Origin of the sequence: Mycobacterium gastri, assembly GCF_002102175.1 — a bacterium.
In the GTDB taxonomy this organism is placed as follows: Bacteria; Actinomycetota; Actinomycetes; order Mycobacteriales; family Mycobacteriaceae; genus Mycobacterium; species Mycobacterium gastri.
In genome coordinates this window covers 17,083-41,948 of sequence record NZ_LQOX01000097.1, presented here as the reverse complement: position 1 = coordinate 41,948, position 24,866 = coordinate 17,083, and the positions used below count along the sequence as shown (strand labels likewise).

Annotated in this window: 23 protein-coding genes, 2 pseudogenes and 1 riboswitch; of the genes and pseudogenes, 9 read left to right on the top strand and 16 right to left on the bottom strand. The window is 68.6% G+C overall.

Annotated features, from left to right (window positions below; translation table 11 throughout):
• Positions 1 to 3: 3 nt before the first annotated feature.
• Positions 4 to 1,644 (bottom strand): phosphomethylpyrimidine synthase ThiC, encoded by a 1,641-nt coding sequence (gene thiC / locus AWC07_RS10325; protein ID WP_036418658.1) that lies wholly within the window; start codon positions 1,642 to 1,644, stop codon positions 4 to 6.
• Positions 1,634 to 1,744, bottom strand: a riboswitch (TPP riboswitch). It overlaps the preceding gene by 11 nt.
• 34 nt (positions 1,745 to 1,778) lie before the next feature.
• Here thiC and AWC07_RS10320 point away from each other — a divergent pair.
• Positions 1,779 to 2,063: pseudogene (locus AWC07_RS10320) on the top strand (ANTAR domain-containing protein); the annotation flags it as partial.
• The gene (locus tag AWC07_RS29775) at positions 1,951 to 2,235 is read left to right on the top strand and encodes an ATP-binding protein (RefSeq protein ID WP_425271238.1); all 285 of its coding nucleotides are present in this window, start codon (positions 1,951 to 1,953) and stop codon (positions 2,233 to 2,235) included. The pseudogene AWC07_RS10320 and the gene AWC07_RS29775, both read left to right, overlap by 113 nt.
• A gap of 22 nt (positions 2,236 to 2,257) precedes the next feature.
• On the opposite strand, the gene AWC07_RS10315 is transcribed toward AWC07_RS29775, so the two are convergent.
• Positions 2,258 to 2,533 carry a hypothetical protein gene (locus AWC07_RS10315; RefSeq protein WP_139829634.1) on the bottom strand — a complete coding sequence of 92 codons (276 nt, stop codon included), beginning with the start codon at positions 2,531 to 2,533 and terminating at the stop codon, positions 2,258 to 2,260.
• A 63-nt stretch (positions 2,534 to 2,596) separates the two neighbouring features.
• On the opposite strand from AWC07_RS10315, the gene AWC07_RS29770 reads away from it, so the two are divergent.
• Positions 2,597 to 2,911, top strand: a complete 315-nt coding sequence (locus AWC07_RS29770) for an Rv1535 domain-containing protein (RefSeq protein ID WP_425271240.1) — start codon at positions 2,597 to 2,599, stop codon at positions 2,909 to 2,911.
• Here the strand turns inward: AWC07_RS29770 and AWC07_RS29765 are convergent.
• The 5 genes and pseudogenes from AWC07_RS29765 to AWC07_RS10290 form a co-directional block, all read right to left on the bottom strand.
• A pseudogene (locus AWC07_RS29765) lies at positions 2,874 to 5,033 on the bottom strand (cation-translocating P-type ATPase); the annotation flags it as partial. The gene AWC07_RS29770 and the pseudogene AWC07_RS29765 overlap by 38 nt on opposite strands.
• 2,212 nt (positions 5,034 to 7,245) lie before the next feature.
• Positions 7,246 to 7,692, bottom strand: coding sequence for a hypothetical protein (locus tag AWC07_RS10305; protein WP_036412938.1), 447 nt, complete (start codon positions 7,690 to 7,692; stop codon positions 7,246 to 7,248).
• Between the two features lie 127 nt (positions 7,693 to 7,819).
• A complete protein-coding gene (locus tag AWC07_RS10300) occupies positions 7,820 to 8,635 on the bottom strand; it encodes an exodeoxyribonuclease III (RefSeq protein ID WP_036412943.1) in 816 nt (271 codons plus the stop codon).
• A 17-nt stretch (positions 8,636 to 8,652) separates the two neighbouring features.
• A complete protein-coding gene (locus tag AWC07_RS10295; RefSeq protein ID WP_036412937.1) occupies positions 8,653 to 9,570 on the bottom strand; it encodes an N-acetylglutamate synthase, CG3035 family in 918 nt (305 codons plus the stop codon).
• Positions 9,570 to 10,163, bottom strand: coding sequence for a peptide deformylase (locus AWC07_RS10290; protein WP_036412935.1), 594 nt, complete (start codon positions 10,161 to 10,163; stop codon positions 9,570 to 9,572). The genes AWC07_RS10295 and AWC07_RS10290 overlap by 1 nt, the downstream gene beginning before the upstream one ends.
• A 266-nt stretch (positions 10,164 to 10,429) precedes the next feature.
• Between AWC07_RS10290 and AWC07_RS10285 the strand changes: the two genes are divergently transcribed.
• The 5 genes from AWC07_RS10285 to AWC07_RS10265 all read left to right on the top strand — a co-directional run bounded on the left by AWC07_RS10285 (position 10,430) and on the right by AWC07_RS10265 (position 13,899).
• Positions 10,430 to 10,738 carry a nucleoid-associated protein NapA gene (locus AWC07_RS10285; RefSeq protein WP_023370272.1) on the top strand — a complete coding sequence of 103 codons (309 nt, stop codon included), beginning with the start codon at positions 10,430 to 10,432 and terminating at the stop codon, positions 10,736 to 10,738.
• A 64-nt stretch (positions 10,739 to 10,802) separates the two neighbouring features.
• Positions 10,803 to 11,276 (top strand): LytR C-terminal domain-containing protein, encoded by a 474-nt coding sequence (locus AWC07_RS10280; RefSeq protein WP_036412933.1) that lies wholly within the window; start codon positions 10,803 to 10,805, stop codon positions 11,274 to 11,276.
• A 69-nt stretch (positions 11,277 to 11,345) separates the two neighbouring features.
• Positions 11,346 to 12,062 carry a superoxide dismutase[Cu-Zn] gene (sodC, locus tag AWC07_RS10275; protein ID WP_085105059.1) on the top strand — a complete coding sequence of 239 codons (717 nt, stop codon included), beginning with the start codon at positions 11,346 to 11,348 and terminating at the stop codon, positions 12,060 to 12,062.
• On the top strand, positions 12,043 to 13,206 hold the full coding sequence (locus AWC07_RS10270) for a glutamate--cysteine ligase (RefSeq protein WP_167380053.1): 1,164 nt from the start codon (positions 12,043 to 12,045) through the stop codon (positions 13,204 to 13,206). The genes sodC and AWC07_RS10270 overlap by 20 nt, the downstream gene beginning before the upstream one ends.
• Before the next feature lie 45 nt (positions 13,207 to 13,251).
• Positions 13,252 to 13,899, top strand: coding sequence for an LON peptidase substrate-binding domain-containing protein (locus AWC07_RS10265; protein WP_036413926.1), 648 nt, complete (start codon positions 13,252 to 13,254; stop codon positions 13,897 to 13,899).
• An 8-nt stretch (positions 13,900 to 13,907) separates the two neighbouring features.
• On the opposite strand, the gene AWC07_RS10260 is transcribed toward AWC07_RS10265, so the two are convergent.
• The 7 genes from AWC07_RS10260 to AWC07_RS10230 all read right to left on the bottom strand — a co-directional run bounded on the left by AWC07_RS10260 (position 13,908) and on the right by AWC07_RS10230 (position 20,737).
• The gene (locus tag AWC07_RS10260) at positions 13,908 to 14,342 is read right to left on the bottom strand and encodes a type II toxin-antitoxin system VapC family toxin (RefSeq protein WP_036413929.1); all 435 of its coding nucleotides are present in this window, start codon (positions 14,340 to 14,342) and stop codon (positions 13,908 to 13,910) included.
• A complete protein-coding gene (locus AWC07_RS10255; RefSeq protein ID WP_036413932.1) occupies positions 14,339 to 14,599 on the bottom strand; it encodes a ribbon-helix-helix domain-containing protein in 261 nt (86 codons plus the stop codon). Before AWC07_RS10255 ends, AWC07_RS10260 begins: the two co-directional genes overlap by 4 nt.
• A 45-nt stretch (positions 14,600 to 14,644) precedes the next feature.
• Positions 14,645 to 16,840: an AAA family ATPase gene (locus AWC07_RS10250; protein ID WP_036413936.1), complete on the bottom strand. Its 2,196-nt coding sequence runs from the start codon at positions 16,838 to 16,840 to the stop codon at positions 14,645 to 14,647.
• Complete coding sequence (pssA, locus tag AWC07_RS10245) at positions 16,837 to 17,697, bottom strand: CDP-diacylglycerol--serine O-phosphatidyltransferase (protein WP_036413940.1); 861 nt, start codon at positions 17,695 to 17,697, stop codon at positions 16,837 to 16,839. The genes AWC07_RS10250 and pssA overlap by 4 nt, the downstream gene beginning before the upstream one ends.
• On the bottom strand, positions 17,694 to 18,458 hold the full coding sequence (locus AWC07_RS10240) for a phosphatidylserine decarboxylase (RefSeq protein WP_084293544.1): 765 nt from the start codon (positions 18,456 to 18,458) through the stop codon (positions 17,694 to 17,696). Before AWC07_RS10240 ends, pssA begins: the two co-directional genes overlap by 4 nt.
• A gap of 92 nt (positions 18,459 to 18,550) precedes the next feature.
• Positions 18,551 to 19,756: a molybdopterin molybdotransferase MoeA gene (gene moeA, locus AWC07_RS10235; RefSeq protein ID WP_085105060.1), complete on the bottom strand. Its 1,206-nt coding sequence runs from the start codon at positions 19,754 to 19,756 to the stop codon at positions 18,551 to 18,553.
• A gap of 30 nt (positions 19,757 to 19,786) precedes the next feature.
• Complete coding sequence (locus AWC07_RS10230) at positions 19,787 to 20,737, bottom strand: SDR family NAD(P)-dependent oxidoreductase (RefSeq protein WP_036416496.1); 951 nt, start codon at positions 20,735 to 20,737, stop codon at positions 19,787 to 19,789.
• 421 nt (positions 20,738 to 21,158) lie between these two features.
• Between AWC07_RS10230 and groL the strand changes: the two genes are divergently transcribed.
• Positions 21,159 to 22,781, top strand: a complete 1,623-nt coding sequence (gene groL / locus AWC07_RS10225; protein WP_036416493.1) for a chaperonin GroEL — start codon at positions 21,159 to 21,161, stop codon at positions 22,779 to 22,781.
• Positions 22,782 to 22,926: 145 nt separating this feature from the next.
• Here groL and AWC07_RS10220 read toward each other — a convergent pair whose 3' ends face one another.
• Both AWC07_RS10220 and AWC07_RS10215 read right to left on the bottom strand, forming a co-directional pair.
• Positions 22,927 to 23,322, bottom strand: a complete 396-nt coding sequence (locus tag AWC07_RS10220) for a hypothetical protein (RefSeq protein WP_036416492.1) — start codon at positions 23,320 to 23,322, stop codon at positions 22,927 to 22,929.
• Positions 23,323 to 23,366: 44 nt separating this feature from the next.
• Positions 23,367 to 24,803, bottom strand: a complete 1,437-nt coding sequence (locus tag AWC07_RS10215) for a capsule stability/integrity protein PPE10 (RefSeq protein ID WP_036416491.1) — start codon at positions 24,801 to 24,803, stop codon at positions 23,367 to 23,369.
• Positions 24,804 to 24,866: the final 63 nt, after the last annotated feature.

Sequence of the window (24,866 nt, the reverse complement as noted above, 5' to 3'; positions counted from 1 at the left end):
CGATCACCGCTGTGCGATCGGCAGATACACCCGATTGCCGTGCTCGGCGAACTCCAGCGACTTCTCGTGCATGGCCGCCTCGATGGCTTCCTCGCTGTCGAGACCATGTTCCGCCGCATACGCCCGCACATCAGCGGTGATGCGCATCGAGCAGAACTTCGGTCCGCACATCGAACAGAAGTGCGCGGTTTTAGCCGGTTCGGCGGGCAGCGTCTCGTCGTGGAATTCCCGTGCGGTGTCGGGATCCAGCGACAAGGCGAACTGGTCATTCCACCGGAATTCAAATCGAGCAGTGGACAGCGCGTCATCTCTTTCCTGCGCACGTGGATGCCCCTTGGCCAAATCCGCTGCGTGCGCCGCGATTTTGTACGCGATCACCCCGTCCTTGACGTCCTTGCGGTCGGGCAACCCGAGGTGTTCCTTAGGGGTGACGTAGCACAGCATCGCGGTGCCCGCCTGCGCGATGATGGCCGCGCCGATGGCCGAGGTGATGTGGTCGTAGGCCGGGGCGATGTCGGTGGCCAGCGGACCCAGCGTGTAAAACGGGGCCTCCTCGCACAACTCTTCTTCCAGGCGCACGTTTTCGACGATCTTGTGCATGGGTATGTGGCCCGGTCCTTCGATCATCACCTGTGCGCCATGGGCTTTGGCGATCTTGGTCAGCTCGCCCAGGGTGCGCAGCTCGGCGAACTGCGCGGCGTCGTTGGCGTCGGCGATCGAACCCGGCCGCAACCCGTCGCCGAGCGAGAATGTGACGTCGTAGTGTGCGAAAATATCGCACAGCTCCGCAAAATTGGTGTACAAGAACGACTCTCGGTGGTGGGCCAGGCACCATGCGGCCATGATCGACCCGCCGCGGCTGACGATCCCGGTGACGCGTTTGGCGGTCAGCGGCACATAGCGCAGCAGTACCCCGGCGTGCACGGTCATGTAGTCGACACCCTGCTCGCACTGCTCGATCACGGTGTCGCGGTAGATCTCCCAGGTCAGCTCGGTGGGGTCGCCCTTGACCTTCTCCAGCGCCTGGTAGATCGGCACCGTGCCGACCGGCACGGGCGAATTGCGCAGGATCCATTCGCGGGTTTCGTGGATGTTCTTACCGGTGGACAGGTCCATGATGGTGTCGGCGCCCCACCGGGTGGCCCACACCATCTTGTCGACCTCCTCGGCAATGGAGCTGGTGACCGCCGAGTTGCCGATGTTCGCGTTGACCTTGACCGCGAACGCCTTGCCGATGATCATCGGCTCGCTCTCGGGATGGTTGTGGTTGGCCGGGATCACCGCCCGTCCCCGGGCGACCTCGTCGCGGACCAGCTCGGCGGGCAGGTCTTCGCGGGCCGCGATGAACGCCATCTCGTCGGTGATCTCGCCGGCCCGGGCGCGCTGCAGTTGGGTGCCGCGGTCACGGACAGCCCCGGGCCGCGCCGGCAGGCCGGCGGTCAGATCGATGACCGCATCGGGATCGGTGTAGGGGCCGGAGGTGTCGTAGAGGTCGAAGTGATCGCCGGTGGAAAGGTGCACCCGCCGAAACGGCACGCGCAACCGCACTCCGCCCGAGCCCGCCACGTCACGGTAAGTCTTGCTGCTGCCCGCGATGGGTCCGGTGGTTACGGAAGGCGCCGAAGGTTGGGTGGTCACGGTCATTTCATCTCCCTACGCCGGCATTATCCGGTCAGGTTCGTACGGTCGACGGCCCCGAGCCGTCCTCTCAGCGCACTGGGCGTGCGCTCCCGCGTGGATTTGGTTGATCTGTCCCACGCTAGCGCAGCGCGGCACCGCTGTGCAGGGGCGTCTGGAGCGTCGGCAGTTTTCGGTTCTGGTTCGTCGGCCAACGCTGGGAGTGGTCCGATGAGTCCGATGAGGTAGCCAGAATGCACGGCTACGAACCCGGATCGGTCGTGCCGACGACGAAGCTGCTGCTGTCGCACAAACATCCCGACGACCGCGCCCATGTCCAGGACTTGCTCGTATACCGGGTCAGCGCCGAGCAGGCCTTCCGTGTCCTGCAGTGGCGGTCGCAGGAGACCAATACCAAAGTGCGCGCGCTGGCAAAGCAATTGGTCCACGGTCAGCGACTCCGGCCGGTGGGCGGGTGATTCCTCGGCCAGCCTGCGCAGCCAGCGGCGCGGACGTGGGCTCACCCTGATGAGCGGGCTCGCTGACCGGGTCGACACCGTCCGTACTGCCGGCGGGACCCGGGTCGTGCTGCGGTTCGACGATGCGGCGGCACCCTGAACGAGACCTGTTCAGGCCCCGGTCAGGCCTCTTCCATCGCCTCACCGAGCTCTTCGAGGAGCCGGTTGTGGTGGTTGGTGGCCAGGATGTGTCCGGTCGCGATCACCAAAGCGACCGGCCAGTCGATGAGTTCGAGGGCAGCCAGCGCGGCCAGACCGCCGTAGTAGGCCAGTTGCTCGGGCCGGGGCACTTCTAGCTGTCCTACCAACGGAAGATTCACCACGAAGGTCTCGCCCTCTCTGATCTTCTTCACGGCTTCGCGCTGCGAGGTTCCGCGACGAGCCTTCTTTTCTACCATCATTTGCCTTTCAGTAACGAAGGGTTTGCCGCCGAGCAGTGTCGTAGGGTCACCGTCGGGAGTATGTCGACGACCGACGCCCTGGCCGATCCGCTGGTTTCGTCGATAGCCGCGGTGCTGAGCGTGCCGTTGCGGGAGCTTTATGCGCTGCTGTGGCGTGTGGGGTTCGTGGAGGTCGTGGAGCGGAAGCCGGCGCCTCGTCGGGTATCGGGGGCCCACTCCGCTCGGGTGCCGACGGGTCCGATGGATCCGGTTCGGCATCCGTATTGTCCAGAATGCGGTTCAGAACGGCCATCGCGGCGGTCGCGGCGGCGGCCGACCCCAGGCCCTGTGCCCACCCGACCGGGCCGAGCGGAGTGCAACCGAGTAGCTGGCTGACGAGGGGAATGCTGATCAGGGTTCCCATCGCCGCCAGTGAGCCCAACGCGGTGAGCACCACCAGCCAGTCATGCGAGTCCAGCAGGGTTTGGCCCAGCTGGGCCGCGACCAGCGCGACCAGTCCCACCGTCGATGCGCGGCGCGGCAGGCCGGTGAACCTCGCCATCGTCCACGCCGCGGTGGCCGCGGCAGCGGTGGTCGCCCCGCGAACGCCCACCGGCTGCCACAGCGCGCGCTGATCCGGGCCGCGGGCGTCCAGGCTGGTCGAGTCGCGGGGCTTGCTGACCGCCAGCGCCGCGGCGGGCAACGCGTCGGTCAGCATGTTCACCAGCAGCAGCTGTCGGGTGTTCAACGGCGAGGTTCCGCTGATGGCGCTGCCGATGATGGCGAATGCCACCTCGCCGGCGTTGCCGCCCAGCAGCACCGACACCGCCGCCTGTACCCGCTGCCACAATTGGCGACCCTCCAGGATGGCGGGAAGCAGCGATTCGATGCGGCCGTCGATCAGCACCATGTCGGCGGCGACCCGGGCGGGGTCACTACCGTGCGAGACCACCCCGATCCCCACGGTGGCGGCCCGAATCGCGGCGGCGTCGTTGGAGCCGTCGCCGACCATCGCGCAGACCCGCCCGCTGCGTTCCAGCGTCTGCACGATCTGCACCTTGTTCTCCGGGGTCATCCGGGCGAAGATGGTCCGCTCGGCCACCGCCTTTTCCTGGTCCTTGCGCGACATGGCATCCCACTGTGCACCGCTGATGATCTGATCGGTGGTTACCGGCATACCCAGTTCTTGCGCGATCGCCGCGGCGGTGATCGGGTGATCGCCGGTGATCAGCCGTACGTCGAGCCCGCGTTCGTCCAGGTCTGCGAGCAGTTGGGCGGCCGGGCCGCGTGGGGTGTCCGAAAGCCCGAGGAAGCCCACCAGGGACAGGCCGTCGCGACAGAAGCCCGCGATGTCGTCGGGGTCGTCGAGAACCGACCGGGCCTGCTGCGGGTCGAGCTGACGGCGCGCGACCGCGATCACCCGCAGCCCGTCGGCGGCCAGTCCGGCGACCATCTGGTCCATGGCGGGGCCGTCGGCTCCGCAGGCGGCCAACACCACCTCGGGCGCACCTTTGACGGTCAGCTCGGTGCCCGACACCGAGGCCGAAAACGACCTGCCCGACCGGAACGGCAGGTGAGCATCCGGCGGGACCCCGTTGCCGGCCACGCCGGACGTCGCCGCCTCGACGATGGCGACATCGGTGGCGTGCAGCTGCGGACCACCGTTGGTGGCGGGAGCGGCGTGCACGGCGCAGCGCAGCACCTCGTCGCCGCTGTACCCCGGTGCCGGGTGCACCTTGGCCACGCGCAGGCGGTTCTCGCTGAGTGTCCCGGTCTTGTCGAAGCACACCATGTCGACCCGGCCGAGCGCCTCCACCGAACGCGGGATCCGAACCAGCGCGCCGAACTGGGTCAGTCGCCGCGCCGAGGCTTGCTGTGCCAGCGTCGCCACCAGCGGCATGCCTTCCGGGACGGCGGCCACCGTGACCGCGATGCCACTGGCCACCGCCTGCCGCAGGCCCTGGCGACGCAGCAGCCCCAGCCCGGTGACCACCGCGCCGCCGGTCATGCTGACCGGCCAGGCCCGGTTGGTCAGCTGGCTCAGCTGATATTGCAGACCGACATTGGACAGGCCGCTGGACACCAGCTCGGCAGCGCGCCGCGCCTGAGTGTCGGCGCCGACGGCGGTCACCACCGCAACCGCGGTGCCCGCGACGATGGTGGTACCCGCGTACAACATGCAGCGGCGCTCGGCCAGGTCCGCACCCGGGGTGGCTTCCACCTGTTTGGTCACCGACAGCGATTCGCCGGTGAGCGCGGATTCGTCGACCTCGACGTCGGCCTCCTCGATCACCCGGGCGTCGGCGGGAACCACCTCGTGGGTTCGCACCTCGATGACATCGCCCGGCTGCAATTGCTCGGCGATGACGTCGCGGTACACCCGCTGCCCGCCCGGACCGGCCAGCACCTTCCTGGCCGGCGGAACCTGCAGCGCCAGAAGGCGATTCAGGCGGCTTTCGGCGCGCAACCGCTGGGTCGCCGCGAGTACCGAGTTGCCGGTCAGCACCGAGCCGACCATCACCGCGTCGACGGGCGACCCCAGCACCGCGCTGGCGGCGGCGCCCAGCGCCAGCATGGGGGTCAGCGGGTCGGACAACTCCGCGCGCACCGCGCCGAGGAACTGCCCGACTGCTTGCGCGGGCCCCACGGTGAGCCGGGCACCGCGCTGTGCCGTGTGAATGCCACCGGCGATGGCGCGGGTGGCCAGTGTGGGGTGCTCCGGTGCCGGCTGTTCCGGGTCGTCCGGCGACGGCAGGAGTTTACGGACCTGCTCGGGGGACATCGCGTGCCACTCGTGGAAGGCCGCCGGGCGCGGCGGCTGCGCCCCGACGATCTTGCGCGCCAACAGATATCCCGACAGCATTCCCGCCGCCGCTCCGGTGATCACGGGTCCGGGGCCCAGCCCACGGACCCCGGGCAGCATCAGTAATGCGCCCAAAGCCGATGCGCCACCAGAGATTTCGATGCCCCGCCGACGTGCTTCCCGGGCCGCCGGAATCGCGCTCATCATGCGCCAGGCGGCCGCGAGGTCGGGCAGCAACATGTCGGCATGCCAGGTCGGGGCGGCCGCGGCGGGCGGCAATACCCCCAGTGCCACGTCCGCCGACGAAATGGCTTGCCCGCCAATCGAGGACAACACCGCCACCGTCCGGCCCGCCTCTTGGAGATCGGCCACCGCGCCGGCCAGGGCGTCGTCGATCGAGCCGTTCGGCGCTCCATTCGGCAACGGCCGGATGTCGTCGAATGCCGGCCGCAGCTCGCCCAACGAACCGTCGTCCACCGAGACCAGCTCTGCTCCGGTGCGATGTGCCTCGGCGACCACGGCCGCGGCGAACGGGTCGTGGGCCGGCAGGAAAAGCGCCCTGACGCCGGAGCCCGTTGTAGCAGAAGATATTCCGGGCACCGGGCACCAACCGGGACGAAGACCGTTTTTTTCCAGGAGGAGCTGCGCGCGGCTCCAGGCCGCGGACAGCTCCTCCTGCTCGGCGCCGGCGATGCGGGCCACCCGCAGCTTTTCGGTGCACAACACCCGAGGGTCGACGACGATCGCGTCGACCGTGCTCAGGCGGCGCAGGCCCTCCGGACGTAACGGCAAAACCCGATGGCGATCGGCCAGCCCCTGCCCGAGCGCTGCGGCGAACGCCTCCGGCGCGGTTCGGCTGGCCTTCGGGGTGGCCACCAGCGCGGCGGTGGCGGCCATGTCCAGGCTGCGGGTGCTGGAGCCGACCAGACCGGCGCTGATCGCCTGGATGAGCGCAAAACGACCGGCAGCGCGCTCGACGGTAGGCGCGGGCCGTCGGACGGGCTCGATCGGGGGTTGGTCGGCATGCCGCGCCAACAATGGTTCGTGGTAGTCCCAGGCCCGCGCCGCGGCACGGGATTCGGCGGCCTTGAGCGTCTGCATCACCAGGCCCACCGACAACGACGCCGGCGCCTGGGTGAGCGTCTCTGCCGCGGCGACGGCCAGGGTCATGACCGTGTCGGTCGCCGCGGCGCCGATGCGGTCTTCGAGCAGGCCACGTAGTCGCGGCTGGTAGTCGAACGCCACCACGCCCGCGAGCACGCTGATCGGCAATCGGGGCCAGCGCAGCGCCCGGCCACTGATCGCCAGGCCCAGCCCGGCGGCGTTGGCGGCCAGGGTCACCGCCCGGGTCGCCAGCACCACACCATCGCCCGGCAGGCTGGCCGCGGGGGTCCGGTGATAACTGTCCTGCGTTGAGCGGTAACGATTTTCGGTGTCAGCGACGACGCGGCACAGCTCCCGCAGCGTAGTCGTCGGCTCGTCGATGCCGACGACGACACGGGATAACGGGTAGTTCAGGCTGGCCGACGCCACGCCGGGGTGGGCCCGCATCGACTCGAGCACGAGGCGGCCGAGTTCGTCGTCGTCGCCGAGGCCGCGCACCTCGATCCAGGCGCGATCGGCACCGCGCCAGCAGTGCCGGCTCAATGTCTCGCGGCACAGCTCGCCGGAAACCGCCTTGGCTCCGTCGCGCAGCGGCGCGGTACCGGCCTCGAAACACGCCTCGAAACACGCCTCGAAACACGCCTCGAAAAACGCCTTGGTAACCGAACCCGCCGTCTTACCCAACGTTTCGGCGACGTCCGCGGCGGTCGTGACCGATGCGACGGTAAGCGCGGTGGTCGCCTGAATGCCAGTCGCGAGCGCGCGCAGCGGCAGAGACCGTGTTATGGACTTGGCAATGCTCAACGGGTGCTCGACACCGCCGTCAGTTGGTGCTGCGCAGCTCGGTGCTACCTGCCCGGCGCCCAGCCGCCTTCTTGGCCGGTGCCTTGCCGGTTGTCTTTTGCGGTGGGGCTTTTTCCGGCTCGGATTCGCTGGGTACCGAGGTGAGTTTCGCCTTCACCGGCGGCCCGGAGTCCCCGGGTTTCTTGTTCAACCGGCGCAACAGCAACGCGCCGCCCCCGACGGCCAACAGGATCGGCCACTCGACAATTCCGGCGACGCCGAGCGCGCCGATGGCCAACGCGGCCGCCGGTGTCGACTTGGTGCCGGTGCTGAGTCCGCGCTGCACGCCCTCCGCGGCTCCCTTTACGCCGCCGACAACGCCGTTGACCGCCGCGCCGCCGACGGCGCCGGCAGCCGCCGTGGTCACGTTGGCGGCCTGACCCACCGTTCGACCAACGCTGCGGACCGCTCCGCCGACGATTCCCATGATGACTCCCTGGCTTGTAATCGTTTATCTACTCTGGGCCGCACACTTCACAGCACGCATGTCAACTAAAAGCCTGCCACGTTACCAACGCCAGGACAACGAACAGTGACTGGAGAGTGTCTGCCGGTTATGCAGTCGTGCCGTCGCGTACATCGACGAAGACCGGCGCGTGGTCGCTGGGCGCCTTGCCTTTGCGCTCCTCGCGGACGATCTGCGCGTCGACGACACGGCGCGCCAGCGCGGGCGAGCCGAGGATGAAGTCGATACGCATTCCCTGCCGCTTGGGAAAGCGCAGCTGGGTGTAGTCCCAGTAGGTGTAGACCCCCGGTCCGGGGGCGAAAGGCCTTACCAGATCGGCGAATTGGGTGTCGACAATGGCGTTGAACGCCCTGCGTTCCGGCTCCGAGACGTGCGTGGCTCCGGCATAGAATTCGGTGCTCCAGACGTCGTCGTCGGTGGGGGCGATGTTCCAGTCGCCGGCCAGCGCAATGGCGGCGGCGGGATCGTCGCGTAACCAGCCTTCGGCCGTATCCTTCAGCGCCGCAAGCCAATCCAACTTGTAGGTGTAGTGCGGATCGCCTAGGGCGCGACCATTGGGCACGTACAGGCTCCACACCCGGACACCGCCGCAGGTGGCACCCAGAGCGCGAGCCTCCGCCGTGGCCGCCACCTCCGGTTTACGGCTCCAGGTGGGTTGGCCGTCGAAGCCGATCTGGACGTCGTCGATACCGACCCGGGATGCGATTGCCACGCCGTTCCATTGATCGAAACCGACATGTGCGACCTCGTAGCCGAGTTCGAACAGTGGCAGCGCGGGGAACTGTCCGTCGGCGCACTTGGTCTCCTGCATGGCCAATACGTCGACCTCGGCGCGGGCGAGCCAGTCCAGGACGCGGTCCAGGCGGGTGCGAATCGAATTCACGTTCCAGGTGGCCAGCCGCATGGTGCCCTCGGGCATGGCTAGAGGCTATCGGGTGGGCGCAGGTAGCGGCGGCGATGGTGCAGCCGGAAATCCAGGAGCTGGGCCGGGCCGGCGTCCGGCACGCTCAGGTAGGCGCGGGTCGCGCCGCGCCGAGCGCCCCAGGCCAGCAGCGCTTCATACAGTGGGGCGGCGCGGGACTGGTCGCGCCCTGCCCACAGCCCTGCCCACAGCCCCACCCACCGGCTGCCGTCCGGTGCGTCGGTCACGGCCGCGCGTGCGGCGACCACCCCGGGGTAGCTGCCGAATGCGAGTTCACCGTCGACGACTGCGGTAAGAACGTCAACGGGTATCCGGCGGTCGTCGAGCCGCCGCCAGGTGTCGTCGGGACGGGCGGACACGGTGATCGAGCGGTCGGTTGGGTGGCTGGCCCCTTCTTCTATGTCGTCCATGTCGCCCGCGTCGCGCACCAGGTCGCGCACCAGGAGGCGTTCGGTGTGTTCGGGCACCCAGCCGGTCGGCTGGTGCAGTAGCCGGTCGGGGATCACCAGCCGAGGCGTGAGGCCGCGGGCCCGGTACCAGTCAGCGATCGCCGGGACGGTACCGGCGCGGGCCGAGATGTCCAGCGGCACTGCCGAATCGGCGGGGGTGGCGCCGTGGCCGGCTCGCAGCAGCCAGCCGTCGAGCCAGCAGCGTTGCGCACCGGGCCAGGCCTTGGCAGCCGCGTGTTCGATTGCCCGGATCTCCGCGGTGCGCACCGGCGCATCGGTCAGCGCCCGCACCGCCACGACGTCGGCGGGGGTGATTTCGACCGTCGCGCCGGTCTTCGTCCGCACCCGCACCGTCGGGGCGACGGTCAGCAGCTGGCCCACCGCGTCGGTCAGCGGCGGGACGGACCCAGGGGGCCGGCGGTAGCGAACCGTCACCCGCGTGCCGGCGTCCGGCCACGAGACCGCCATCAGTGACCGAACGGGTCGGGCCCCTCGCCCGGCAGCCACGACAGGCCGGGTACGCCCCAGCCGTGTGACTTGACCGCCCGTTTGGCGCTGCGGGCATGCCGGCCGATGAGACAGTCCAGGTACAGGAAGCCATCCAGGTGCCCGGTTTCGTGCTGCAGCATCCGCGCGAACAGGCCGGTGCCCTCGATGTCGACCGGAGTGCCGTCAGCGCCCAGGCCGGTGACCCGCGCCCACGTGGCGCGCCCGGTGGGAAACGACTCGCCGGGAACCGACAGGCAGCCCTCCTCGTCGTTGTCCGGGTCGGGCATGGTTTCGGGGATTTCGGAAGTCTCCAGCACCGGGTTGATGACCACCCCCCGGCGGCGCGCCGTCTTGCCGCGGTCCTCGGCGCAGTCGTAGACGAACACCCGCAGTCCGTAGCCGATCTGGTTGGCGGCCAGGCCGACGCCGTACGCGGCGTCCATGGTGTCGTACATGTCGGTGATCAGTTGCGGCAGATCGGCCGGCAGCGATCCGTCGGCGCCGACCGGTATCGGCTTCGTCGGAGTGTGCAAGACGGGATCGCCCACGATGCGAATAGGTACGACTGCCATGGTCGGCTAGCTTAGGCGGGCCGGCCCCGGCCCCAGGACCCGCCGTGAAGCGGCGCAGCGGGCTGGCTGCCAACAACGTGCTCGCGGCTGGGCGGCGGGCGCAGCAGGTCAATGGACCCAATCGGCGCGCCAATCGCCGACTCGCGGGTCAGGCTCACCAGGCATCACTTCCGGGCGTGGTTCAATATTCGCCGGAACATGCGCCTTTGTAGGTCAAGTCATTCGAGCTAAGTGAGCATTCGCCGGAAGGGCCCAGGGGAAGCAATATGGACGGCGCTATGGCGCGGGCAAATCGAGCGGGGGACGACTCTGACATTGCCGAAGGTCTGACCCGTCGCGAGCACGACATCTTGGCTTTCGAACGCCAATGGTGGAAATTCGCCGGTGCCAAGGAAGAAGCGATCAAAGAGCTGTTCTCCATGTCGGCGACACGCTATTACCAAGTGCTCAATGCGCTGGTTGATCGGCCCGAGGCGCTGGCCGCGGACCCCATGCTGGTGAAACGGCTGCGGCGGCTGCGAGCCAGCCGCCAGAAGGCGAGGGCGGCGCGGCGCCTCGGCTTCGAGGTGACCTGACACCCGTCCACCTTTTTGACGTGCCGTTACAGGTTTCGGGCCACTCCTGGCTACAGTGGGCTCGATGAGCGAGCGCGTACCCGACTCCACGGGGCTTCCCCTGCGGGCCATGGTGATGGTGCTGCTGTTCTTGGGCGTCATCTTCCTGTTGCTGGGCTGGCAGGCCCTGAGTTCGTCCGGGAAATCCGACGACGACTCGTCGGCGGTGGCCGGCATGACGACCACCAGCACCGCGCCCACCTCGACCAGCGCCAAGCCCGCGGCGAACCAGGCCGAGGTGCGGGTGTACAACATCTCCGGCAAAGAGGGCGTCGCCGGGCGGACCGCGGACCAACTCAAAGCGGCCGGTTTCAAAGTGACCGAGGTCACGAACCTCGCCGTGTCGGATGTCTCCGCCACCACCGTTTACTACGGCGACGCCGAGGGCGAGCGGGCCACCGCGGATGCGGTGGGACAGAAACTGGGAGCGCCCGTCGAGCGGCGCATCGCCGAACTCGCCGACCAGCCGCCCGGGGTCATCGTCCTCGTCACGGGTTGAGCCCGGCTTCTCAGCGGGTCGTTTCGACCCGCTCGGTAGGAAGGGGGGCGCCAGGCTAGGCTCTCCGCTATGTCTATGCCCGCCGGTCACCGCCACGTCGTAGCCACCACCCTGTCCGCCCTGTCCGCGGCCGCGTGCGTCGCGCTGGTAAGCGCGTGCTCGTCGCCGCAACACGCCTCGACGACACCGGGTACCACGCCGTCGATCTGGACCGGATCGCCCGCGCCGTCGGAGGGCAGGGGCAACCAGGAGGGGGTGCCCGGCGCACAGGGCTTGACCACCCAGCTGCGGGCACCCGACGGCACCGAGGTGGCGACCGCCAAGTTCGAGTTCGCCAACGGATTCGCGACCATCACGATCGTGACAACCGGCACCGGCCGCCTCGCGCCCGGCTTCCACGGCGTGCACATCCACCAGGCCGGCAAGTGCGAGCCCAATTCGGTCGCCCCCTCCGGCGGGGCTCCCGGCGACTTCCTGTCCGCCGGCGGGCACTTCCAGGTGCCCGGGCGTGCCAAGGCCGGACAATCCAATGGTGACCTGACGTCGCTGCAGGTGCGCGGTGACGGCAGCGGCACGCTGGTCACCACCACCGATGCCTTCACCATGGACGACCTGGTGAGCGGCGAGAAAACCGCGATCATCATCCACGCCGGAGCCGACAACTTCGCCAACATCCCGGCGGACCGTTACACCCAGGCCAACGGCACGCCGGGGCCCGATCAGACCACGATGACCACCGGTGACGCCGGCAAGCGGGTGGCGTGTGGTGTCATCGGTGCCGGCTAGCTCGCCGGTCAACAGGGCGCCCAAAAAAGGTGATGCCCGTATCGATTTCGCCCCGTCACCGCGGCCGACTGTCGGTGTGGAATGGGAGTTTGCGCTCGTCGACGCGCAGACCCGAGACCTGAGCAACGAAGCCACCGCCGTCATCGCCGAGATCGGCGAAAACCCGCGCGTCCACAAGGAATTGCTGCGCAACACGGTCGAAATCGTCAGCGGTATCTGCGAATGTGCCGCAGAGGCGATGGAAGATCTGCGCGACACCCTGGGACCCGCCCGCCGGATCGTCCGGGCCCGCGGCATGGAGCTCTTCTGCGCCGGCACCCACCCGTTCGCGCGGTGGTCGACCCAGAAGCTCACCGACGCGCCGCGCTACGCCGAGTTGATCAAGCGCACCCAATGGTGGGGGCGCCAGATGCTGATCTGGGGCGTGCACGTCCACGTCGGGATCTCGTCGGCCAACAAGGTGATGCCGATCATCTCGTCGCTGCTCAACTACTACCCGCACCTGTTGGCGCTGTCGGCGTCCTCACCCTGGTGGGGCGGCGAAGACACCGGCTATGCCAGTAACCGGGCGATGATGTTTCAGCAGCTGCCCACCGCCGGGCTGCCGTTCCAGTTCCAAACCTGGGCCGAGTTCGAAGGCTTCGTCTACGACCAGAAGAAGACCGGCATCATCGACCACATAGACGAAATCCGTTGGGATATAAGACCTTCGCCGCATCTGGGGACGATCGAGGTACGGGTGTGTGACGGCATCTCCAACTTGCGTGAGCTCGGCGCGCTGGTCGCCTTCACTCATTGCCTGGTGGTCGACCTGGACCGCCGGCTCGACGCCGGGGAGACGCTGCCGACCATGCCTCCCTGGCACGTCCAGGAGAACAAGTGGCGTGCCGCTCGCTACGGCCTGGACGCAGTGATCATCTTGGACTCCGACAGCAACGAGCGGCTGGTCACCGAGGACCTCGGCGATCTGCTGACCCGGCTGGAGCCGGTCGCCAAGTCGCTGAATTGTGCCGACGAGCTGGCCGCGGTGGCCGACATCCCCCGGGTGGGTGCTTCCTATCAACGGCAGCGCCGGGTGGCCGAGGACCATGACGGCGACCTGCGCGCCGTCGTCGACGCGCTGGTTGCCGAGCTCGACATCTAAGGGTCGAGCGATCAACTCCCGGCTCGGTGGCTTTAGGTTTAGCTGATGGCGCCTTTCGCACCGTTGGAGCTGCCCATGTTCCCGCTCGAGACGGCGCTGCTGCCCGGCCAGGACCTGCCGTTGCGCATCTTCGAGCCGCGCTACACCGCATTGGTGCGGCACTGCACGGGCAGCGGCGATCCGTTCGGAGTCGTGCTGATCTCCCGCGGGCGTGAGGTCGGTGGCGGTGAAACACGTTGTGACGTAGGGACTTTGGCCAGGATCGAGGAATGCGCCGACCTCGGCCCTGGCCGATTCCTGTTGCGTTGCCGCACCGGCGAGCGCATTCGGGTGGCCCAGTGGCTGCCCGACGATCCCTACCCGCGGGCGATCGCGCAGAGCTGGCCCGACGAGCCCGGGGAACCGGTGACCGAGGCGCAGTTGCTCGAACTCGAGGATCGGGTGATGGCGTTGTTCGAGCGGATCGCGGCGGCCCGTGGTGCGCAGTTGCCGGGTCGCGACGTCCTGCTGGGCTACGGCCGTGTCGACCCGGAAGCGGGGCAACGCCTGTACGCGTTGGCATCCCGGATTCCGATGGGCAGTGCTGATCGCTACGCGGTGCTGTCGGCGCCGTCGGCGGCAGCCCGGCTGGCCGCGCTGGGTGAGGCTGTCGACGCGGTGGCCGCCATAGTGGAGTTCCAGCTGTCCGAATAGTGCGCCGGTTATCGGTCACGCAGTGGGTCGGTCCACGTGAGACCGGCGAATCGGGCGAAATCAGGGTCGCTGGAATGCATCTCGGCGTTGTGCTCGATCGCGTAGGCGGCCAGTTGGACGTCGGTGGTCAGGCTGCTGGCCGTGCCGAGTTCCTCGAGCAACCCCAATGCCAGGTCCAGATGGCGGCCAGAAGGGGTAAGAAGGTCCACGTTGGGCTGCGTAAGCCAGTCGCGCACATAGGAGACTGCTTCGGTTGCCGACAGGGGCTCGGTGAGGATGCGTGCGTTGGTCGCGATACGCAAAAAGCCGAATATGGCGGGGTATGTCAGCCCGATGCGCTCTTGGCCGTTGACGGTGTCGTGCCACCAGGCGTACGCGCGCCGATGCTGTGGGAAGCCCGTGATGACCGCATACAGCAGCAGATTGACATCGGGGATGATCACCGGGCCGGTCGCGTCCAGTCCAGGATCGCTTGGTCCTCCATCTCGTCGGCCAGCCGGTTGAAGCCGGCCAAATCGAATCCCGGCCGCACTGCCGAGCGATGCGGCTTCAACTCATACGGCGTGCGGGGCTCCATCGGCTGCGCCAACGCTTTGCGCAGCGCGTCGTTGATGACGTGCTTCATGGGGCGGCGTTCGCGGTGAACCGCCTCCTCGATCAAGCGAACGACGTCCTCGTCGAGCGTCAAAGTGGTGCGCATACCAGGCATCATGATGCTCGGTCGGGCGCGCGTCAAGATGCGTTTTTACCGGCCCTCGGTGAAGCTGCGCAGCGCCGCGACCTGCAGCGGATCCAGCGACGGCCGGACGACTTCCCGGGCGGCGGCCAGGTCGGCGGCGGTGACGTCGGCGGCATCGATGGAACGCCGCATCGCGGTCAGGGCGGCCTCCCGCAGCAGGGCCACACAGTCGGCGGCGCTGTACCCGTCGAGCCCGGCGGCCACCTCGTCCAGGTCGACATCTGCGGCCAGCGGGACCGACTTGCCGGCGGTGCGCAGAATTTCGCGCCGCGCCGCCGCGTCGGGCGGCTCGACGAACACCAGGCGTTCCAACCGCCCCGGGCGCAGCAGGGCCGGGTCGATCAGGTCGGGGCGGTTGGTGGCGCCCAGCACGACAACGTCGCGCAGCGGGTTGATGCCGTCGAGTTCGGTCAGCAGCGCCGCCACCACCCGGTCGCTCACACCGGAATCGAAGCTTTGGCCGCGCCGGGGTGCGAGCGCGTCGACTTCGTCGAGAAACACCAGCGACGGCGCGGAGTCGCGGGCGCGCCGAAACAACTCGCGCACCGCCTTTTCCGACGAGCCGACCCACTTGTCCATCAGCTCGGAGCCCTTGACCGCATGCACGCTCAGCTGCCCGGTACTGGCCAGCGCACGCACCACAAAGGTCTTGCCGCACCCGGGCGGTCCGTAGAGCAACACCCCGCGGGGCGGGTCGACCCCCAACCGGGCGAAGGTGTCCGGGTGCTGCAACGGCCACAACACCGACTCGGTCAGCGCCTGTTTGGCCTCGGCCATGTCGCCGACGTCGTCGAGCGTGATGCTGCCGACGGCGACCTCTTCGCTGGCCGAGCGCGACAGCGGCCGGATGACGGTCAGCGCGCCGACCAGATCGTCCTGGTTCAGCGTCGGCGCCTGACCGTCCGCGCTGGCCCGCGAGGCGGCCCGCAATGCCGCCTCACGCAACAGTGCGGCCAGGTCGGCAACGACGAAACCCGGTGTGCGGCTGGCGATTTCGTCGAGATCAAGGTCACCGGTGGGGACGTGCCGCAGTAGCGCTTCCAGCAACGCCCGGCGGGTGCCGGCGTCGGGCAGCGGCAGACCGAGTTCCCGGTCCAGCAGCTCGGGCGCGCGCAACCGGGCATCGATCTGGTCGGGCCGGGCGGTGGTGGCGATCACCGCCACGCCGTCGGTGGCCACCGCCGTACGCAACTCGGCCAGAATCAGCGAGGCCACCGGTTCGGCGGTTGCCGGCAGCAAGGCGTCGACGTCGATGATCAGCAGCACCCCGCCGCCGTCACGCTCTGCCGTCACTGCCTTCACGGCAGCGGCCACGGCCTTGAGCCGGTCTTCGGCAGCCAGCGCGCCGACCTCCGGTCCGTCCAGCTCCACCAGCCGGCGCCCGGCACACACCGCGCGCACCAGCGTCACCTTGCCGACGCCGGCCGGACCCGACACCAGCACCCCCAGGTTGGCGCCCGCCCCCAGGGTCTTGAGCAGGTGGGGCTCGTCGAGGGCCAGCTTGAGCCATTCAGTGAGCTTGGCGGCCTGCGGCTGAGTGCCCTTGAGCTCCTCGACCTGGATCTCAGGGGTGGCGACGCTGGCCTTCTCCGCGGCCGTCGACGCCCGGTAGGGAACCCCGGAGCCCCAGCTGACCAGGGAGTTCGGCTGCACGCTGACCGGCCCTTCGGGATCGACGCCGGTCACCGTCAACAGCTCCGAGGTCCAGCTGATCCCGACCGAAGCCGCCAACGCCCGGGTGGCCGCCGACGTGGAAGTGCCGGGGCCCAGGTCGCGGGGCAGCAGTGACACCGCGTCACCGACGGTCAGCACCTTGCCGAGCAGGGCCTGGCGCAGGGTGAGCGGCGAGATCGACTGAGAGGCCAGCGTCGAGCCGCTGAGCGTCACCGTTCGCGCGCCGTAGACGGTGACCGAGTTGACGAGCACCGCGGTCCCCTCCCGCACTCCGGCGTTGGACAGCGTGACGTCGTCCAGCAGGATGGTGCCCACCGGAATCTGCGGGCCCGCCATGCCGGCCACCGCCGCGGTCGTCCGGGACCCGGTCAGCGACACCGCATCCCACTCCCGGATGCCCAGCGCGGCAATGGCGCTCGGATGCAGCCGCACCACACCCCGGCGCGAGTCGACGGCCGAGGTGTTGAGCCGGGCGGTCAGCGTCAGCTGCGGGGCATTGCTACGAACCGGATCGCCGGGACGAGTCACAACCGCCCGCCCGGCTTACGCAGCCCCAGCCGCGCCATCGACCGCCGGTGCGGCTGCGCTCGGCGGATTGCGCGCCGGACGGCACGTCGTTGCTTGGGTTTTTCGCCCCACACCTCGGGATGTTCGGCAAGCCAGCGTTTGCTGCGCACCGCGAACGGAATGTGGCACACGTAGGAGATGATGATGACCCAGATAAGGATGTAAGGCGCCAGGACGGCGGCGGCCGCCACAATCGCCAGCACCGCCAGCAGCGGGGCGGCCAGGTTGGGCGGCACCGCGACGGTGTGAATCTTCTTCATTGGGATCGCGCTGACCATGAGCAGCGACGTACCCGTGACCCAGAAGGCCAGGAAATACACCGACGTCCACCAGCCCTCGCCGAACTGCAGCTTGAGGCCGATAAGACCGATCATGGACACCGCGCCCGCCGGCGCGGGCATTCCGACGAAGAATTCCTTCGCGTAGGGGGGCAAGGTGCCGTCGTCTAGCTGAGCGTTGTACCTAGCCAACCGCAACACCACACATACGGCATACAGCAGCACGACCATCCAGCCGATCGGCCACTTCGACAGCATCGTCACGTAGACCACCAGCGCCGGTGTCACGCCGAAGTTGACGGCGTCGGCCAGTGAGTCGATTTCGGCGCCCATCCGCGACTGGACGTCCAGGATGCGGGCCACCCGGCCGTCCAGGGCGTCGAGGATGGCGGCCACGGCGATCAGCGCCATCGCGGGTATCGGCTTGTGGTCGAGGGCAAACTTGATCGAGGTCAATCCCGCGCAGATGGACAGCACCGTCATCGCGCTGGGCAACAGATGCAGGTTCACCCCTCGTCTGATCCGAGGCTTGGTGGTCATGGCAGCTCGGCCAATATGGTCTCGCCGGCGATCGCCCGCTGGCCCACTTTGACCACGGGTTCCGCTCCCGGCGGCAGGTAGGTGTCCAGCCGCGAACCGAACCGGATCAGGCCATAGGTGTCACCGATCGACAGCTTGTCCCCGACACGTGCGTCGCACACGATGCGGCGTGCCACCAGCCCGGCGATCTGCACGGCTATGACCTCTGAGACCTGCGATCCGCCGGGCGTACGGATCCGCACACTGGTGCGTTCGTTGTCGACGCTGGCCGAGGGCAGGTCGGCGGATCCGAAGCGACCGGGCCGGTGTTGCACGGCGATCACCTCGCCGCTCACCGGTGACCGCTGCACGTGGACGTCGAAAATCGACAGGAAGATGCTGACCCGCGGCAGTGGGGTGTCGCCCACGCTGAGTTCGGCGGGCGGCGCCGCGGAGTCGATCACGCAGATCACGCCGTCGGCCGGCGCGACGATGGCGCCGGGCCGGGTCGGTGATACCCGGGAGGGGTGCCGGAAAAACCCGGCACACGCGCCCGCGGCCAGCAGACCGGTCCGGCGCAGCCACCGAAGATCGCGTCCGGTGGCGGCCTGGCCCAGAATCCCGGCCGACGCGGCTGCCAGCCCGGCAGCGATGAAGGGCCGCCCCGCCGGGTGGATCGGCGGAACGGTGGATCGCACCAACGCCAGCAGGTGCTGCGGGCTCAGCGTCGGTTCCGGGTAAGAGGGGCCCTCCGGGACGGAAGGGCGGGGGCGTCGTGCCACGCGGTCATCTTACGGAAGGCGGGCGTCCGGCGTGTCCGAGTCGATCCGGTGGCCACGGCTATCTGATGGGATCGTTGACCGGCGCACCGAGATCAGGACAGATCCCAGACCTGCAGCTCGGTTCCGGCGAACACCTCGACGACGTCCTCCGGTATGTCCAGCAGCGCGTTGGCCGAGGCCAGCCAGCGCAAATGATGGGAGGCCGGCGGGCCGTAACTGGTGACCTGCCCGCTGTCGGCGTCCAGTACCGCCCGCCGGAACTGCCGCTTGCCGCGCGGCGAGGTCACCGACTCGGTGAGCATCGCGGCCCGCCGCGGCCGGAACGCATCGGGAAAACCCATCGCCTTGCGCAGCGCCGGCCGGATGAACACCTCGAAGGACACCAGCGCGCTGACCGGGTTACCCGGGAGGGTCACGATCGGTGTGCCCGCCACCACGCCGACGCCCTGCGGCATTCCGGGCTGCATCGCCACTTTGACGAATTCCACGCCCTGGTCGCCGGCCCGGCCGAAGGCGTCTTTGACCACTTCGTACGCCCCGGCGCTGACGCCGCCGCTGGTGATGATCAGGTCGGCGTCGCCCGCGTAGCGCTCGATGATCGCGGCGAACTGCGCGACGTCGTCGCCGGCGGTCTCGGTGGCCGTCACCACGGCACCCGCCTCGCGAACCGCGGCGGCCAGCATCACGGAGTTGGACTCATAGATCTGCCCCGGTCGCAGCGGGCTGCCCGGCGGCACCAGCTCGGACCCGGTGGAGACCACCAGCACCCGCTGGCGCGGAATCACGGTCAGTTCGGGCAGTCCCAGCGCCGCGGCCAAACCCAGCGCGGCCGGCGTCGCATGTTGGCCGGCGTGCAGCACGGTGGTACCGGCGGCGACGTCTTCGCCGGCGCGCCTGATGTGCTTGTCCGGTGTGGCCTGCTGGCGGATCGCCACCGTCGGCACGCCGCCGTCGGTGGCTTCGACCGGCACGATGGCCGTGGCACCGGACGGTATCGGCGCGCCGGTCATGATGCGGTGCGCGGTGCCGGGCGCCAGCCGCAGTTTGTCGGTGCGCCCGGCTGGTATGTCCTCGGCTACCGGCAACGTCACCGGGTGCTCGGCTGTCGCGCCCGCGGTGTCCTCGGCGCGAACCGCGTACCCGTCCATTGCCGAGTTGTCGAACACCGGCAGCGACAGCTGCGCGATCACGTCGCCGGCCAGGACAAGGCCCTGGGCCTCGCTCAGCGCCAGCGTCACCGCCGGACGCGCCCGGATCATGTCGGTGACGACACGCTGGTGTTCTGCTACCGATCGCAAGTCTGACCCCACCCGGCCATTATCGTTCGGCTACACCGGGAAGTGGACGCCGGTGAGCTCCTCGGAGACCGCCCACAGCCGGTGTTGCAGCTCCTCGTCATGTGACGCAGCGCTGGACTGCACCAGCTTCGGGTGGCCGCGCTGCTCGGCGAAACCGTCGGGACCGTAGTACTGCCCGCCCTCGACGGACGGATCGGTGGCGGCCCGCAATGTCGGCAGCGCACCCGTCTCCGCGCTCTGGAATAGCACCGGCCCGAGGATGTTCGACAGCGGCCGCACAACCCGCGGCAGGTGGCGCGCCAATTCGGTGTTGGAGCCGCCCGGGTGGGCGGCGACGGCGATGGTGGCGCCCTTGGGATCTGCCGCCAGGCGGCGCTGCAGCTCGTAGGTGAACAGCAGGTTGGCCAGTTTGGACTGGCCGTAGGCGGCGACGCGGTCGTAGCCGCGTTCCCACTGCAGGTCGTCGAAGTGGATCGCGGCTCGAATCCGGTGGCCCAGACTGCTGACCGTCACCACCCGCGAACCGCGCACCGGCAGCAGCCGGTCGAGCAGCAGGCCGGTCAGCGCGAAGTGACCGAGATGGTTGGTGCCGAACTGCATCTCGAACCCATCCTCGGTGACCTGCCTGGGCGTCCACATCACCCCGGCGTTGTTGACCAGCAGGTCGATGCGGGGATACGCCGAACGCAGCGCCTCGGCGGCGGCGCGCACCGAACCCAGCGAGCTCAGGTCGAGCTGCTGCAGCGTGACGTCTACTTTCTGGGCATTCCGGCCCGCGGCGGCGACGATGCGCGCCAGGGCGGCGTTGCCCTTCTCGAGGTTGCGTACCGCCAGCACCACGTGCGCGCCGCGAAAGGCCAGCACCGCGGCGGTGTGGTAGCCCAGGCCGGTGTTGGCGCCGGTGACGACGGCCACGCGGCCACTTTGATCCGGGATGTCGGCCCGCGTCCATTTGCGGTTCGCCGAGACGTCAGAGGTCATGGGGCACAAGATACTCAGTGGCGTCGACGGGGGCGCCCGGGCAAACCGGTTCAGGATCGACGCCGGCTGGTCGGAGTCGTTGCGGAAGCCGTGGATCGCCAGCTTGCCCGCGCCGAGTCGCCGAGCGTAACGCCACGGCGAAAATCCGCTCGGAAATTCGCCGTGGCGTTTCATTGATGGCGGGACGCGGCGGGACGCGGCGGGGAATCGATCACCGACCCGTTCCTTGCACTCGTCATGGGCGAGTGCTAAGAATGACGTTGGCACTCTCCACCGGCGAGTGCTAGGTCGGGACGGTGAGGTCCAGCCGCAACAGCTGCGATCGTCCGTCGCGGGCACTGCGCCCGGCCAGCGTAAGCAACGGGGTTGTCATCACCCGGCGGCCCCAGTTTCATTCCCGATCCGGAGGAATCACTTCGCAATGGCCAAGACAATTGCGTACGACGAAGAGGCCCGTCGCGGCCTCGAGCGGGGCCTCAATGCCCTCGCCGACGCGGTAAAGGTGACGTTGGGACCCAAGGGCCGCAACGTCGTCCTGGAGAAGAAGTGGGGCGCCCCCACGATCACCAACGATGGGGTTTCCATCGCCAAGGAGATCGAACTGGAGGACCCGTACGAGAAGATCGGCGCCGAGCTGGTCAAGGAAGTCGCCAAGAAGACCGACGACGTCGCCGGCGACGGCACCACCACGGCCACCGTGCTCGCGCAGGCGCTGGTCAAGGAGGGCCTGCGCAACGTCGCGGCCGGCGCCAACCCGCTGGGCCTGAAGCGCGGCATCGAGAAGGCCGTCGAGAAGGTCACCGAGACGCTGCTCAAGGGCGCCAAGGAGGTCGAGACCAAGGAGCAGATCGCGGCCACCGCGGCCATCTCCGCCGGTGACCAGTCGATCGGCGACCTGATCGCCGAGGCGATGGACAAGGTGGGCAACGAGGGTGTCATCACCGTCGAGGAGTCCAACACCTTCGGCCTGCAGCTCGAGCTCACCGAGGGCATGCGGTTCGACAAGGGCTACATCTCCGGCTACTTCGTCACCGACGCTGAGCGTCAGGAAGCTGTTCTGGAGGACCCCTACATCCTGCTGGTCAGCTCGAAGGTCTCGACCGTCAAGGACCTGCTGCCGCTGTTGGAGAAGGTCATCCAGGCGGGCAAGCCGCTGCTGATCATCGCCGAGGACGTCGAGGGCGAGGCGCTGTCCACCCTGGTCGTCAACAAGATCCGTGGCACCTTCAAGTCGGTGGCGGTCAAGGCGCCCGGCTTCGGTGACCGCCGCAAGGCGATGCTGCAGGACATGGCCATCCTCACCGGTGGTCAGGTGATCAGCGAGGAGGTCGGCCTGACCCTGGAGAATGCCGATCTGAGCCTGCTCGGTAAGGCCCGCAAGGTCGTCGTCACCAAAGACGAGACCACCATCGTCGAGGGCGCCGGCGACAGCGACGCCATCGCCGGGCGGGTGGCGCAGATCCGTCAGGAGATCGAGAACAGCGACTCCGACTACGACCGCGAGAAGCTGCAGGAGCGCCTGGCCAAGCTGGCCGGCGGTGTTGCGGTGATCAAGGCCGGTGCCGCCACCGAGGTGGAGCTCAAGGAGCGCAAGCACCGCATCGAGGACGCGGTGCGCAACGCCAAGGCGGCCGTCGAGGAGGGCATCGTCGCCGGCGGCGGTGTAACCCTGCTGCAGGCCGCGCCCACACTGGACGAGCTCAAGCTCTCCGGCGACGAGGCCACCGGGGCCAACATCGTCAAGGTGGCGCTGGAGGCTCCGCTGAAGCAGATCGCGTTCAACTCGGGCCTGGAGCCCGGCGTGGTCGCGGAGAAGGTGCGCAACCTGCCCGCTGGGCACGGCCTCAACGCCGCGACCGGTGTGTACGAGGACCTGCTCAAGGCCGGCGTTGCCGATCCGGTCAAGGTGACCCGTTCGGCGCTGCAGAACGCGGCGTCCATCGCGGGGCTGTTCCTGACCACCGAGGCGGTGGTCGCCGACAAGCCGGAGAAGGAAAAGGCCGCCATGCCCGGTGGCGGCGACATGGGAGGCATGGACTTCTAAAGTCGCCAACGAAAAGCCCGGCTCACTCGTGAGCCGGGCTTTTTCGTGCGACGAGACTGCGTACACAGCTATAGAAGTAGGGCAACGTAGACGCTCACCGCTGTTTCGACGCAGTGACCGCAGTCTCGACGTGCGCGCGGCACGGTTACGGCGCCGAGAACACCACGCAGTCGTGGCGACAGCCCTTGGCCGCCGCGGGGGAGTCGGGTTCGGCCTCGCGGTGCAGCAGCGCGCGGGTGGGCACCACCCCCAGACGGACGGTCTCCTCACCGGCTCCTGTTACTTCGGCGCTGCCGTCAACGATCAGCGAATAGCCGCCGGGCTCAGAGGGGGGCCACAGCAGCGTCACGTCGCGGCGCCGCGTCAGGTTCTTGCGGCTTCCTCCGCCGACCAGGCCCACGTCGAGGACTGCCCCGCGCAGTACCGGCTCGACGGTCACGGTGTGCGCGCGGTAGTCGTCATCGACGGTGATCAGGTAGGCGAAGGGATAGTCGGCCAAAGCGGCGGCCAGCCGCATGAGGTCTACCTTTTTGGCGCCCATGCAATCGAGGATAGGCGCCGGCATGGTCCGGCGGACGTTCAGTGTCAGTCCGACCGAACCGGCAGCTTGATGCCGGTGCCGGGGTCGCCCGGCTCGCGGCTGGGGTAGAAGGCCGACCTGGGGATGCCCGACCCGGGAACGCCCGGAGCGCCGCTGACCGGCTCACGGACGGCGGTGTTGCGCACACCCGAATCGCTGCTGCCCGGGTTGTAGAAACCGGTGTACCCGCTGCCCGCGCTCCGCAGTCCGGCATTGGCCGGCGAGCCGGTGCCGGCATTGGCGCCACCGCTGCCGGGGTCGACTCCGGCAGCAGGAGTGATCGGCGTGGCCGCCGGCGGTGTGGCCGGGGCCGCGTTGAGCGCATTGGTCAGACCCGGGTTGATGCCGCCGGTGTGACCGAGGGCGGAGCTGAGGATTCCCGAGCTCAAGGTTGCTGTGCCACCGGTCGCGTAGTTCGCGGAGTTGGCCAGGCCCCCCTCCATGCCGGCCGGGCCCGTCATGTTGGTGTGCCAGAAGCCCGCACTCATGGCGCCGTTGCCGAAGCCGGTGTTGATGTTTCCCGAGTTCCCAAACCCGTTGTTGAGGAAGCCCGAGTTGCCGATGCCCAGGTTTCCGTTGCCGGAGTTGAAGAGGCCGACGTTCCCGGTGCCGGAGTTGCCGAAGCCGATGTTGCCGCTACCGGAATTGAGGCCGCCGAAACCGACCTGGTTATTGCCGGTCAGCCCGAACCCGACGTCACGATTGCCGGTACTGGCGAAGCCGACGTTGCTATTGCCCAGGTTGCCCATGCCGACGTTGTTGTTGCCGGTGTTGCCGCTGCCGATGTTGCTGCTGCCGGTGTTGCCGATGCCCAGGTTGCCGCTGCCGGTGTTGCCGATACCGATGTTTCCCCTGCCGGTGTTGCCGAAGCCGAGGTTGATCGCGCCGTTCTTGCCGATGTCGATGCCGAGGTTGCGCAGCACCTGTTGCCAGGGCGCCAATAGTGAGGCGGCCGCGGAGGCGTCGGCGTGGTATGCCGCCATCGCTGCCACGTCCATCGCCCACATCTGCTCATAGGCGCCCTCGATGTCCATGATGGCCGGAGTGTTGAACCCCAACCAGTTCGTGGCCGCCAGCACCTGCATCAGGCCACGGTTGGCCGCGACCACCGCGGGCTGCACCGTGGCCGCCAGCGCCGCCTCGAAGGCCGTCGCCGTGGCCGCGGCCTGAGCCGCGACTTGCTCGGCCTGCGTCGCGGCCGCGCTGAGCCACGCCATGTATTGGGTCGCGACGGCCATCATCGCCGCCGCCGAAGGACCCAGCCAAGAGCCGTTGGTCAGCTCGGCGACCACCGAGCTGAACGATGACATCGACGACGTCAATTCTTCGGCCAAACCGCCCCAGGCCCCGGCCGCGGCAAGGAGCGGTCCCGCGCCGGGACCGGCGAACATCAGTGCCGAATTGATCTCTGGCGGCAACCACGCGAAATGCGGGTTTGTCACTAGCCCAAACTACCCGCCCGAGCCCCTCGACGTGGCCATATCGGCGCGGGAAAACTGCATATC

What these genes read in the sequence shown, in the direction of transcription:
- thiC (WP_036418658.1), bottom strand. Translation starts at nt 1,644, where the DNA reads ATGACCGTGACCACCCAACCTTCGGCGCCTTCCGTAACCACCGGACCC.
- AWC07_RS29775 (WP_425271238.1), top strand. Translation starts at nt 1,951, where the DNA reads ATGTCCAGGACTTGCTCGTATACCGGGTCAGCGCCGAGCAGGCCTTCC.
- AWC07_RS10315 (WP_139829634.1), bottom strand. Translation starts at nt 2,533, where the DNA reads ATGGTAGAAAAGAAGGCTCGTCGCGGAACCTCGCAGCGCGAAGCCGTG.
- AWC07_RS29770 (WP_425271240.1), top strand. Translation starts at nt 2,597, where the DNA reads ATGTCGACGACCGACGCCCTGGCCGATCCGCTGGTTTCGTCGATAGCC.
- AWC07_RS10305 (WP_036412938.1), bottom strand. Translation starts at nt 7,692, where the DNA reads ATGGGAATCGTCGGCGGAGCGGTCCGCAGCGTTGGTCGAACGGTGGGT.
- AWC07_RS10300 (WP_036412943.1), bottom strand. Translation starts at nt 8,635, where the DNA reads ATGCGGCTGGCCACCTGGAACGTGAATTCGATTCGCACCCGCCTGGAC.
- AWC07_RS10295 (WP_036412937.1), bottom strand. Translation starts at nt 9,570, where the DNA reads ATGGCGGTCTCGTGGCCGGACGCCGGCACGCGGGTGACGGTTCGCTAC.
- AWC07_RS10290 (WP_036412935.1), bottom strand. Translation starts at nt 10,163, where the DNA reads ATGGCAGTCGTACCTATTCGCATCGTGGGCGATCCCGTCTTGCACACT.
- AWC07_RS10285 (WP_023370272.1), top strand. Translation starts at nt 10,430, where the DNA reads ATGGACGGCGCTATGGCGCGGGCAAATCGAGCGGGGGACGACTCTGAC.
- AWC07_RS10280 (WP_036412933.1), top strand. Translation starts at nt 10,803, where the DNA reads ATGAGCGAGCGCGTACCCGACTCCACGGGGCTTCCCCTGCGGGCCATG.
- sodC (WP_085105059.1), top strand. Translation starts at nt 11,346, where the DNA reads ATGTCTATGCCCGCCGGTCACCGCCACGTCGTAGCCACCACCCTGTCC.
- AWC07_RS10265 (WP_036413926.1), top strand. Translation starts at nt 13,252, where the DNA reads ATGGCGCCTTTCGCACCGTTGGAGCTGCCCATGTTCCCGCTCGAGACG.
- AWC07_RS10255 (WP_036413932.1), bottom strand. Translation starts at nt 14,599, where the DNA reads ATGCGCACCACTTTGACGCTCGACGAGGACGTCGTTCGCTTGATCGAG.
- pssA (WP_036413940.1), bottom strand. Translation starts at nt 17,697, where the DNA reads ATGACCACCAAGCCTCGGATCAGACGAGGGGTGAACCTGCATCTGTTG.
- AWC07_RS10230 (WP_036416496.1), bottom strand. Translation starts at nt 20,737, where the DNA reads ATGACCTCTGACGTCTCGGCGAACCGCAAATGGACGCGGGCCGACATC.
- groL (WP_036416493.1), top strand. Translation starts at nt 21,159, where the DNA reads ATGGCCAAGACAATTGCGTACGACGAAGAGGCCCGTCGCGGCCTCGAG.
- AWC07_RS10220 (WP_036416492.1), bottom strand. Translation starts at nt 23,322, where the DNA reads ATGGGCGCCAAAAAGGTAGACCTCATGCGGCTGGCCGCCGCTTTGGCC.